Source organism: Flavobacterium tegetincola DSM 22377, assembly GCF_000425485.1.
Lineage (GTDB): Bacteria > Bacteroidota > Bacteroidia > Flavobacteriales > Flavobacteriaceae > Flavobacterium > Flavobacterium tegetincola.
This window is the reverse complement of record NZ_KE384390.1, coordinates 23,271-35,370: the sequence shown is the minus strand read 5'-3', so window position 1 is coordinate 35,370 and position 12,100 is coordinate 23,271. Positions and strand designations below refer to the sequence as shown.

Below are 12,100 nucleotides of genomic sequence, written 5' to 3'. Positions count from 1 at the left end.
ACTTGCTCTACATCCAATTCGGTTGGGATTTTACCAAAGTGCAATGCTATTGATGCAACATGTTGGGCATAATTCCTGTAGGTACTGTCGCTCCTGCCTAAAATGGACATCGCTCGTTCAAATCGGTGAAGTAATTCTGCAAATTCAGGAACTTGAGCAACGGCTCGACTCAGAATTGTGTTGGATCCAACTAACTCATCTGCTTTTTTTTGTCATTGTAATTAATTTTTAATTAGTTTTACAAAGGACTAACATTTTCAGGTAATACGCTACCGAAGGTTTAGTTCAACTAGTGTTTGCGTAAATGCGCAGTATTGGGCTTCAACCATGTTAACTTCTCCTATTTTAACATCTTTTATCTCGCAATCACCACACTTTTCAGCTGAAAAACTCAATTTATCCGATTCTAAATCGCACTGACCCGTATTGATCGTCATCGAATAATTACCATTTGAATATAAAGTGAAAGGATTCATGAAACCATTTCCAGATGATACGGATTGCCCATTGTTGTTCCAACTCCAATCTTGCAAGGGCAATAATGGTCCTATAATATAATTTCCTTTTCTGATACAGTCTGTATAGCAACCTGTAGGAAATATCCACATATAGTTTTCAGGACTTTTCGGTACATCAATTTGTTTGGTAAACGAACAACCTCCACCAGTACTTGCAGTAACGCTAAAAGCACCACCATCATTTAGCGTAATCGTATCGCCTATTTCCCCATTGCTCCAATTGTAGTGTACAGGATCTGAACTACTCGTTACCGCAGTCGCAGTGATTACTACTTTATAAGGATCACAAGAAATGACAACATCCACCTGTATGTCTAGAACTGCTTCTTCTACCGTAATGGTATGGCTTGCAGTATTAGAACAAACACCATCATTTACTATCATTTTATTACTGTTTTAAAATTTTCTGAGTACTTGTATTCCGTAAACCATTCGTCAAGTTCAACAAATAAACCCCACTAGTCAGGTTGCTGCAATCAATGCTGTTACCCACTGAAATTATCCCTTCGCTAATCTTAACTCCTAAAATTGAATAGATTTGATATGATTGTGTTTCTTGTGTAGCAATAAACAAATCATTTTGTACTGGGTTAGGATATACCTTGAATACATTTTGCTCAAATGTAGGCGTAGCTAAACTGTTGACGCAGATGTTAGGCGTTAATTGAGGAGAAGTATAATACCCTGCATTATAATCCGTGCCGTTACCAAACTCACCATTATAATTTCTACCCCAATAATAAACTGATCCATCGGTTTTAGTAGCCATTGTAGTAGTAAAATTGCGTGCTTGAACAGTATCCCAATTGCTATCCGTTCCTATCTGTACAGGAACATGATGCGTACTTGAAGTACCATCTGCTAATTGCCCATTTGTATTCAGTCCCCAAGCCCATAAAGTACCGTCTGTTTTAACTCCAAACGAAGTACTTGTTCCAGTTGAAAAACTCTTCCAAGAATCGGTGCTTACTTGATGAGGAGTGATGCCAGGGTTGATATCTTCACCAACACCTCTACCAGGACCCGAACCCCATGCCCAAAGCGTTCCATCAGATTTTTGTGCCAAAATATGTATAGCTCCAACGCTCATTTTATTCCATGTATTAATGGAAGTAATTTGCGTAGGCGTATTTAATGCATAAATGCTGGATGCTGCTACTAAAAGATATCCTGTATTTGCTCCCCAACCCCAAAGTGTCCCATCCGCTTTCAAAGCAAAAGCTGTTTCACCTGTACTTGTAGCTATATCAATCCAACTTGTTCCGGTGCCTACTTGTATTGGAACAAGTTGTGATTCTGACGAGGGAGGGTTTCCAGTTTGATTGTAGTTGTCTTGACCCCATGCCCAAATAGTTCCATCTGATTTTAAAGCCAAAGAAAAAAAATAGGAAGGTGCTACTTTTACCCAATTATTTGCCGTTGTGATTTGTTGAAAGGTAGCAAAACTTTGCGCACTGGAATTCACTCCTAGAGAGCCATTATCGTTGCCTCCAATACCCCAGAGAGTACCGTCATTTTTAATGGCAAAGGTGTTGCGTACTCCAGTGTAAACTTTTGCCCAATTTGTGACTGTACCGATTTGAACTGCATTAGGTTCTGTCCAATTAATGTTTCCTAACTGCCCGTAAGAACCCGCTCCCCAACCCCAAAGTGTACCATCTGTATTTAATCCTACTGTATGGGTACCACCAAAAGAGATTGATTTGTAACATTGGGCATTCGTAAAGATTGTAGTTAGTAAAAATGTACTAAGTAAAATTTTTTTCATATTGTAATTATTTAAAAAAGAGGCAGGCAGCGCCTGCCTCTTAGATTAGTTTCCTCACCTTCACCCGAAGTTTCGGGAGAGGGTGCTAGGAAAGGGTAAGTTACTTAAATTATTTAATAATTAATTTTTGTTGATACAAGATTTGATTTTCATTTCTGATTGCTACAATGTAAACACCTGCAGGAAAACCACTGATGTTTAGTGTTGCTGTGCCTTGTGCACTACCAAGTGCTTTTTGGTTTAACAAACGACCTGTCAAGTCATACAGTTCTACTACAGCATTTGATACACTTAAGTCATACTGTACTTGAACCGTTCCAGAGGCTGGATTTGGATAGAGCGTACAGGATTTAAAACTAGGTATTTCTGAACTCGTTTTATTTGTATCACCAGATTTCCTGTATTCCATATCCTCACAATAAGGAATTTTAATTGGAAACAAATATTCACAATCAATGATTCCTTCTTTTTCAGAGATTTGACCGTGTATTCTCAAGGTGGTAGTTCCTCCCATAAATGGACTTTGAGGAATTATTGTGACCTCAATTACATTTGCGCCTGGCACTAATGTAAAGCTTGCAGGAATAATCAGAACATGGTTTAATGGGTCACTGATGGTTGCTTGAAATGGCTGACTTGCCCCGCTGTGAATTACTAATATTTGTGTAAATGCGCAGTATTTGGCTTCGACTTTTTTGACTTCCTCAATCTTGACGTCTTTTATTTCGCAATCCCCACACATATTATTTGAAAAACTCAACAGTCCCGACTCTAAATCGCACATACCTGTATTGATCGTCATTGAATAGTTGCCATTTGAATACAAAGTGAAAGGACTTGCAAAACCACTTCCGGAAGAGACGGATTGCCCATTGTTGTTCCAACTCCAATTTTGTAAAGGTAATAAAGGACCTATTAGATAATTGCCTTTTCTGATACAGTCGGTATAGCAACCTGTAGGAAATATCCACATATAGTTTTCAGGGCTTTTAGGTACATCGATTTGTTTAGTAAACGAACAACCTCCACCAGTACTTGCAGTAACGCTAAAAGCGCCGCCGTCATTTACAGTAATGCTATTACCCACTGCGCCGTTGCTCCAGTTGTAATGTACAGGATCTGAACTATTCGTTACAGCATTGGCAGTGATTACTACTTTATATGGGTCGCAAGAAATGGCAACATCAACCTGTATGTCTAAAACTGCTTCTTCTACCGTAATGCTATGGCTTGCAGTATTAGAGCAAACTCCATCACTTACGGTGCAACTGATCACAAAAGTAGCAGGACTGAACATGCCTGAAAAATCTGCTGTGGTCATGTTATTAAATTGAGGTTTGACGATCCCGTCAATTTTCCATACAATTGAGGTAGCAGTAGTTACTGCTGTAAGTAGAATTGACTCATTTTCGCAGTAGCGGAACTGTCCTTTGATCTTGACACTTGGCAGCGTTTTAAACGTAGGAGTGATTTGAGTAGGTGTATTGTAATCGCAACTATTGGCACTACTTACTTTTACCCAATAAAACCCAGGTGTAGCAACGTTTAAAGTGCTAGCGTTTGGGGCATTGAGCACGGGAGCACTTCCATTCATCCAAGTATAATTGGCAACCTCGCAATCACCAGTTGAAGGTACATATTTTAATTCCACGGAATCTCCTTTACAAACGGTCGTATTACTAGGTGTTGCTATTATATCGCCTGTGAAACACTTTTTCGGAATATAAACAGTTGCCCATCTGATAATACTGCATCCAAACGGATTGGTAATGGTACATTTTATGGTATACGGTGCTTCAGAAACGGTGTATACTCTACTCGGAGATAAAGCCGTGTTTGTGGCTCCATCACCAAAATCCCATTCAACACTATTTCCAAACGGAACCGGATTTAATCCAAATTTCACTGGAGTATTGTGGCAATCGACTGGCAGACCGCTAATAACTACAATATCTATTGACTCATCAATTCCTTGCAAATTCACCGTATATTCTTTGAAGCACATGATTGTTGGTGTATTTGCGGCAACACCATCATTTTCCACTCTAAAAACATAGTTTCCTGCTGGAAGATTCTGAATTTCATCAACCGTTACCGAAGGATTGTAAGGAACATAAGTAAAAGAACTTGCACTTGCTAATTTATAGAAAAATCGCACATTTTTAGGACTAACTCCATCATAGAAATTACTATTGTCTATGAAATTAACGTTAAAGGTATTGTCCGGATTGCATTTTGCAATGTAAGAAAATTCGGGAGCGTAAGGTATGATTACTTGTTTGGCTTCCACTTTTTTTCCTGTGCCACCTTGAGAACAAGGATATACCGTTTCGTACAAAATGGTATAAACTCCCGGAACACCCGTAAGCGTGTTGCCTGAAACACTAAAATTTCCTGCTCTTGTACCTAGTACAGACCACGAAGATGATATTGGCGCTGGCGAGGTAGTAGCTGCAAAAGTTATCGTGCCACAAGCACTTAAATAAGAATTGTTTTGCACGGTAGCATTTATTGTACAGCCGGGTAGCGAACCGCATTTCTTGTAAATATTAACAACGTTAGATTCTCTAATACATCCATTTGAGCTAGTAACTTTAAAGGTATAAGCACCAAAATTGAGTGCAGGACCTACGGTCAGTGAAGTTCCCGTCTCTGTAGGGATTAGACTTCCATTTTTAAACCATTGAAAAGAGCCTGCGGTATTAGATGATACGGTAATTACTGTATTTACATCCGAAATTTCGCAGAATGCATTTCCCAATGTACTAATGCTGGCTACGGCAGGAGGATTAGGCAATACCGTTGTGGTAAAAGATGCGGTATTGGTAGGGCCACAGCCATTAGCATTGTTGATAAACGCCGTAACAACATAATCAATATTGGTAGAACTATTGTTAACAAACGTTGTAGATATATCTGCAACACCAAGAATTGGCCCGTTTCCTAAGTTCCAAGTCACGACATCTAAAGAATTTAACGGAACACCATTAATTGACGAAACCGTATAGGTTACATTATATTGTCCGCAAGCTGGATTTGGTAAGGCGGTAATCTTAATTTGTGCTTTAGGATTTATTGTAATTTGTTTTACAAACTGTGGGGCAGGACTTATTGTACATTTTCCAACAGCTAGTATCAAATTAACAGTAGTAACAGTAGCTACTTCATTAAAAAGCACATCCACTTCTGTTGTACCTTGACCCGTGGTAATACTACCTAAGGCAGGATCTGACAACGACCAAGTGTAACTGTCTCCACCTGTAAACAAATTGCTTGTCCCACTTTTAAACGCTTTGTACGTTCCAATTGAACTGCTGCACACTGTACTAAATGCAGGCGAAATCACTGCATTTACAGGTACTTGATTTACAGTTACCACTAATGGACTTGATGTGCATTCCAAAGGACCAATGGTTTTACTAAAAACAGAAATCGTAGCAGGAAAAGTTCCGTTAAAAGAGATGTTAACCTCATCTCCTTGAGCAGATCCTATAATTGAACCGTTTGTAACGGACCATGTATAAATACTGTTCGCATCAGGATTAGTAATACTGTAAGAGTACGGAGCGCTAGGACATACTAAAACTTCTCCTGTTACAGAAGTAGGTGCAGCAGGTTTTGCAAGAACTACGATTGTCTTTTCGTCAACACTACAAAAATTAGGTGAGGTAACAGACAATTTATAAGTGCCCGCTTGAGAAAATAGATATGTAAGCGAAGCATCTGAACCAGAAGCCACTACCGTATTTGTAGCGTTTTTTAAAGTCCATTGTACTGGAGCACCCTGAGTATTAGTGAACGTGCCGGAGCTGTTCTGACAAAAACTATTGGCACCAATAATGGAAAGTGGATCAGCAACCTGAATTTTAAATTCAGCTTGACCACTGCATCCCAATAGCGTGTTTGTATAAACTGCTCTTAAGATAAGTGTTCCGCTTGCAGCTGGAACTACTATAATCTCATTACGCTGATCTGTTAGGATGATTTGTGCAAGATTATTATTTACGTTACCAAGAATTTCCCACGTAATGTCAGTGGTAGGCCATTGTGGCAACTTGTAACGTCCTTGCTCAGCTACACAAAGTGCTTCATCACCTTGAATTGTGCCTTTCGCTTGAATTACAGGTACTTTAACTGTCGTAATTTTACGACAAGGTAAATCACAGTGCGATGGATCAAAAGTGACATAACCAAAACCAGTCGCGTCTACATTATTCCATAGTACTTCGATACTACTATTGCCATAAGAAATTATTTGACCGCCAATAACCGACCATCCATTATTACCACCACAAACTTGATTTGCATTAAATGGCAAGGAGTATATGGCGGACTGTCCTTCACAAACTACTGTAGGGCATGATATCTCAAAGCCACGTCGCTTTGCAATTATTTGCATCTTAAACACAGACTTGCAATTGCAGGCATTTGTCACTGTCAACGTTACGGTATAATTACCATCATTGGCGTAGCTATGTGCAGGTTCAAAGGCTGTTGAAGTACTTCCATCACCAAAATCCCAGAGGTAAAACATCAGTGCTGAACCACTATTAGCGCTCGACAAATTACTGAAGTGGAGCACTTGCTGACTGCAGGTTTCAAAATAATCGGGATGCTCTTGACCAATAACTGCAAAATTTGCGGTAGGGAGTTCAATTTTTTCAATACAAAGGGTCTTTGTAATGGTACTTTCAGAAAGCACGATGGTAAGTGTAATAGAACCAAGTCCTACATTCTGCCAATGTACACTAGCACTAGAATTAGTACTAGCAATAAGGGTACCTCCAGCTACTGTCCATGTAGTGGTAGCACCACCTGGCAGGTTTTCTAAATCATAGTTGACCACAGTTTGATCACAGACACGAATGCATTCAGAGTCTTGAATATCTTCAAAGAATACAAAGCGCTTGTCATCGACACCACCAATTTGACAACCGACTTGCTTGTCCCAGAATAAAGCAATGCCAGGTGGCGGTTGTGCCTGTGCTTTTAGAATGCCTGTAAAAAACAAGGCAAACAGCGTTAAAACAAAAATTATTTTTTGTTTTGGAAGGGTAATTTGTTTGATAATATTAGGGTTTTTGTTGATTACTTTGTTTTGTGTTGGTTGCAAAAAATAAAAATTACCTTTTAAAATTAAAATGTAAAATATTTGTTAAAATAGTATGATTTCAAATCTAATAGCAATTTTTTGATCTCAACGCTACAATTTATAGCGTAAGTGTTAAAAAAAATATCCCTTACGAGAATTTCGCAAGGGATATTGTGTAGGGAGATCTGTACTATGTTAGTACTTGCGTTTTTGTATGATTAATATAAATGAATGATCAATCTATTCTTTTTTGTAAATAATAAAATCACTTACTTAATACATTTTTATAGAGCTCAGTAGATAATTTCATATTCTAATATTGATTAATCCGACAAATGTCTGGTTGAGCGTAGTCGAAACCTCTTTTTTGCACACGAAAAGTTCTTGGCTGCGCACGAACAAACGACCTTAAATATTTTAAACAACTCAAAAACAACACATTTGATAAAATTAAAAGTAAGTACTTAACTACCGACCTCTATAAATCGTTATTAAAAATGATTTAATTTGAAAAACTATCTGATAAAAAAATTCATAATCACGTACCTATTAGTGTTTCCTTTTGCCCCTTATTAGTAATTTATTTTGCTTTTTGAAGAAAAACATAGCCATCACAGCCATTCGAATGCACTAAAAAATTTAATATCTATAAAAATCCCTGTAAAATAGCTTCTTTGACTAAACTACTTTCTTCAGAAACATTAAAAGCATCTTTCATTTGAGCAATGCGCCTTTGAATTGCACTAATTGATAAGTTAGTCATTCGTTCAATGTCCTTGATCTTATTTCCTTGAGATAGATACATTAGGATCGCTCTATTTGTGTCATCTACCATTAACTCCTTTGTAAATATATCTTTAATAACTTTATTAACTGTACAGCTTTTACAATGGTTTCCATTTAACACTTCTTCTACAAAATTTTTTAAATATTCTGAATTCAAATCATTTTTTATAACCAGTCCATCAGGATTTGTCTTTTTATAGATGTCATAAATGATCAGTATTTCTGTATGTGCTGTTACTATTATAATCTTGCAATCAGGATGTTTCTGTTTTATGATTTTGGCTAGATCGCTTCCCGAAAATAGGTGGTGAGCACCAAAGGCCGGTAAAGAAAAATCAATAATCGCAAGATCAAGAACCGTGCTTGCCATAATTTTATAAAATGCCTCTTCACAATTGTAAGCTTTAAAAAAGTTAGTAGATTTAGGAAATAGTCCACTTCTGGACAACGTATCTGTGTAACCTGATACCGACATGGGGTGGTCATCTACAATTAATATATTCATCGTCTAAATTTAATAATATTGATTGTTTTTATAGCGTATGGTCTCGTTTCTACTTCTTAGTTTGGCACTCTTTTCAACTAGATATTATGCAATTCTCTTTTCTTCTACTATGCAACGAAGATTTCTTTTCAAAAGAAGTCATTATCCTATTTGAGGATTTTCCTAATTATGTATGCAGCGCCGTTTTCAAAGATACTCAAATGGCACTAAAACATATCAAAAAACTTAAACTCGAATTGGTATTCATTCAACTGGGTACTAATTTTGAGCAAAACAATGTATTACTCCAAATCGTAGGTGAATCCCTCACTTATCTGAATCCATTTCCCTATTTCGTTGCTGTAGCACCTGATGAATCAGCTGCATTAGCAGCTATTAAAGCTGGTTTCTCTGCTTATATACTTGACACATTAACTTTGCACACTTTAGGACAAACACTTTTTAAATTTGAAAAAAGAACTCCTAAAAAGCTAATCACAAACCTTTGTATAAAGTCATACAGTGATTATCAATTTGTGAATCTTGAAGAGATAGTGTACTTAAAAGCAGACAATAATACAACTGATATTAATCTTATCAATAAAAAAGTAATAAATGCTTTTAAAACACTTAAGCACTACGAAAACAGACTACCATTCTACTTTCTTCGAATACACAAAAGTTATATTGTAAATATTAATCATGTTTCTCGAATTCATTTTAGTAAGGCAAAGTGTTACATCAATTACGATGAAATTATTCCGTTCTCACCCAACTATAGAGAAAATATTGACGTCATTCTACGTAAAATTGACGGTTAATGTTAACTATACTTTTTTTATTAATCTTTGATTCCAATGAATATCTGGTCTTCACCATTTAGATCTACTAGTATCCTAACAGACTGACCCCTTTTACAATAACACTATTAAAATAAAACTATTTATCCCTTTATACAGCTTAATTTGCTACTGATTTGAAACACTAAATCAGTAGAAGCTTCTAAACTCACGGCAGATGGGGAATACTTTTTTTTAACTAAAAAGGTCATTTGCAGTAAAAGAAACAGCTAAATCCCAGCTGAATCTTGCATTAATAAATGTCTTTTCATTAGGCACAAAATCACTATTGACCAAATTTAATTAATTATGAAAAATCTAATACTATTATTATGTTGCTGCTCCGCGTCCATTATTATGTCTTCGTGTACTGCGGAAATTTTAGAAACCGAAAATCCTGTGATCCATGCAGATGACAGTACAAATCCACCACCTATTGTCGTTCCTCCAGGTATTGATCATGGTGGAGACAGCAAGGATAAAGATAAAGGCGATAATTAACACCATAAAAATCCCAAATGAAATAATGAATTATTTTATTTGGGATTTATTTCTTTATTTTGAATGAATAATTTCATCAAACTAAATGCTTAAAGCTACTACTCTCTTAATACTTACACTTTTATTAATTAATTCCTGTACAGAAGCACCTGACTCAGACAGAATTAAAATCGTAAAGAAGTACACGGAACAAATAAATTCCGAACGCAATTCAGATGCTGCAAAAGTCCAATACGTTGACACGTTATATGATTATTTAATGCTTGAAAAAAATGATTCTTTAAACAGAACCCAATTGTTTGAAGTGATTAGAAATTATTTTATTTTAAATCGAAATGAATCTTTCCTCAAGGCTTCGCAAAAAATGTTTAAACTTTCACTTGAAAAAAATGATTCGCTACACATGGCTAAATCATTCTGCTACATTGGTGATTATTATGAAGATCAAGCCCAGTTAGACAGTGCATTTAAGTATTACTCAAAATCTGAAAAGTTTTATAGAATAATGAACGACACAATTGGTGCCGGTAAATCGACTTTATATAAAGCAGGAATATTATATGACGCAGGAATTTTTTCAGAAAGTGAAGTTCAAATTACTAATGCGTTGCAATATTTAATAAAAACAGATAGTGATCGACTGCTATATGAATCTTATAATTTGATGGGAATGAATCTGAAAGAGTTAAATAATTATGACAAATCCTTTCACTATTTCAATCTCGCGCTTGAGCAGTTGGACGTTATGGAAAAAAATAAATATTCTACCGAAAAATTGATTAGGTCCAGGGCTACAATAAATAATAATATTGGTAATCTATACGAGAGAAAGAAAGATTATAAAAGTGCAATTCAATATTACAAGGATGGATTAAAAGCAAAAGAAATCCGAACAAATTGTTTGTCACTTTATGCAATGTTACTTGATAATTTAGCCTATGCAAAGCTCAAAAGTGGTGATTATCTTAATACAGAAGCTCTTTTTTTGGCTTCATCAAAAATAAGGGACAGCTTACAAACAAAAGCAGGAATAGTAACTGGACAAATCCATCTAGGCCAATTTTATATCGAAACAAATAAAAAAGCGAAAGGGCTTTCTTATCTCGAGCAAGGTTATAAAAATGCAAAAGAAATTAAAAGCACTTATGATATTAAAAATGCCCTAAAACTCTTAAGCTTAAATGATAAAAATAAAAGCGACTATTACACTAATCTATATATAATATTGAATGATAGTTTACAAAATGTAGAACGTAATACTCGCAATACGTTTGCTCGCATTGCATACGAAACGGATCAGGTAGAAGAAAAAAACGAATCCCTGATAAAGCAGTATACCTCAACTATTTTATTTTTTAGCATTGCGCTTATATTTTTGGCGACTTCATTTATTATTTACCGTCTTAAAAGTAAAAATAAGGAATTGACCCTTATTCAAGAGCAGCAAGAAAGTAACGAGAAAATTTATCAATTGATTTTACAACAGGCGGATCAAAATCAGTCTGTCAGGGATGAGGAACGAAACCGGATTGTTTTAGAACTGCACGACGGAATCGTGAACCGCATCTTTACTACGCGTTATAATTTGATAAACCTCCCATCTAAACAAGTCCAACAAAAAGAACTACTTGTTCAAGAATTACTGCTTTCAGAAGCAGAAATCAGAAAAGTATCCCATGATTTACAACAAAATTTATTATTTGAAAATACTAGTTTTCAAAGCGCTATTAGTTTACTAGTAGGCACTCAAAGGAATGATGTTGAAACGAAATTTGAATATAGTATCGATAAATACATTGATTGGTCTGCGGTACTCAGCTCCCATAAAGTGCATATTTATAGGATCATACAGGAAGCTTTTCAGAATGTCCATAAATACGCAAAAGCCACCAAATGCTCCCTTTACATTTTTAAAAGAGGACCACGCATTTTACTTCAAATTTCAGACAATGGTATTGGTTTTGACCAAGGGAATAGTAAATCCGGAATAGGTTTAAAGAATATAGCACAGCGCACAAAAAATATGGATGGCACGTTTAGTATTACAAGTGATGCTAATGGGACTGTGATTGAAGTTTGGATTTGATCAACATTTTCAATTAGAAAAATAAA

The 12,100-nt window shown here is 36.0% G+C and carries 7 protein-coding genes; 3 read left to right on the top strand and 4 right to left on the bottom strand.

Annotated features, from left to right (window positions below; genetic code table 11):
* Positions 1–269: 269 nt before the first annotated feature.
* The 4 genes from H602_RS0117780 to H602_RS0117765 all read right to left on the bottom strand — a co-directional run bounded on the left by H602_RS0117780 (position 270) and on the right by H602_RS0117765 (position 8,669).
* Positions 270–902, bottom strand: a complete 633-nt coding sequence (locus H602_RS0117780) for a hypothetical protein (RefSeq protein ID WP_026979232.1) — start codon at positions 900–902, stop codon at positions 270–272.
* A 4-nt stretch (positions 903–906) separates the two neighbouring features.
* Positions 907–2,286 carry a T9SS type A sorting domain-containing protein gene (locus H602_RS0117775; RefSeq protein ID WP_026979231.1) on the bottom strand — a complete coding sequence of 460 codons (1,380 nt, stop codon included), beginning with the start codon at positions 2,284–2,286 and terminating at the stop codon, positions 907–909.
* A 109-nt stretch (positions 2,287–2,395) separates the two neighbouring features.
* Positions 2,396–7,399: a T9SS type A sorting domain-containing protein gene (locus tag H602_RS0117770; RefSeq protein ID WP_026979230.1), complete on the bottom strand. Its 5,004-nt coding sequence runs from the start codon at positions 7,397–7,399 to the stop codon at positions 2,396–2,398.
* A gap of 625 nt (positions 7,400–8,024) precedes the next feature.
* Positions 8,025–8,669, bottom strand: a complete 645-nt coding sequence (locus H602_RS0117765) for a response regulator (protein ID WP_026979229.1) — start codon at positions 8,667–8,669, stop codon at positions 8,025–8,027.
* Positions 8,670–8,755: 86 nt separating this feature from the next.
* Between H602_RS0117765 and H602_RS19535 the strand changes: the two genes are divergently transcribed.
* The 3 genes from H602_RS19535 (at position 8,756) to H602_RS0117750 (ending at position 12,074) form a co-directional block, all read left to right on the top strand.
* On the top strand, positions 8,756–9,469 hold the full coding sequence (locus tag H602_RS19535; protein ID WP_051224648.1) for a LytR/AlgR family response regulator transcription factor: 714 nt from the start codon (positions 8,756–8,758) through the stop codon (positions 9,467–9,469).
* Between the two features lie 375 nt (positions 9,470–9,844).
* Entirely contained in the window at positions 9,845–9,988 is a 144-nt protein-coding gene (locus tag H602_RS20045; RefSeq protein ID WP_157505172.1) for a hypothetical protein, read from the top strand.
* A gap of 85 nt (positions 9,989–10,073) precedes the next feature.
* A complete protein-coding gene (locus tag H602_RS0117750) occupies positions 10,074–12,074 on the top strand; it encodes a tetratricopeptide repeat-containing sensor histidine kinase (RefSeq protein ID WP_026979228.1) in 2,001 nt (666 codons plus the stop codon).
* Positions 12,075–12,100 lie beyond the last annotated feature (26 nt).

Bases quoted from the DNA above. Each gene is read 5' to 3' on its own strand.
- H602_RS0117765 (WP_026979229.1), bottom strand. From the start codon at position 8,669: ATGAATATATTAATTGTAGATGACCACCCCATGTCGGTATCAGGTTAC.
- H602_RS19535 (WP_051224648.1), top strand. From the start codon at position 8,756: ATGCAATTCTCTTTTCTTCTACTATGCAACGAAGATTTCTTTTCAAAA.
- H602_RS0117780 (WP_026979232.1), bottom strand. From the start codon at position 902: ATGATAGTAAATGATGGTGTTTGTTCTAATACTGCAAGCCATACCATT.
- H602_RS20045 (WP_157505172.1), top strand. From the start codon at position 9,845: ATGTCTTCGTGTACTGCGGAAATTTTAGAAACCGAAAATCCTGTGATC.
- H602_RS0117750 (WP_026979228.1), top strand. From the start codon at position 10,074: ATGCTTAAAGCTACTACTCTCTTAATACTTACACTTTTATTAATTAAT.
- H602_RS0117775 (WP_026979231.1), bottom strand. From the start codon at position 2,286: ATGAAAAAAATTTTACTTAGTACATTTTTACTAACTACAATCTTTACG.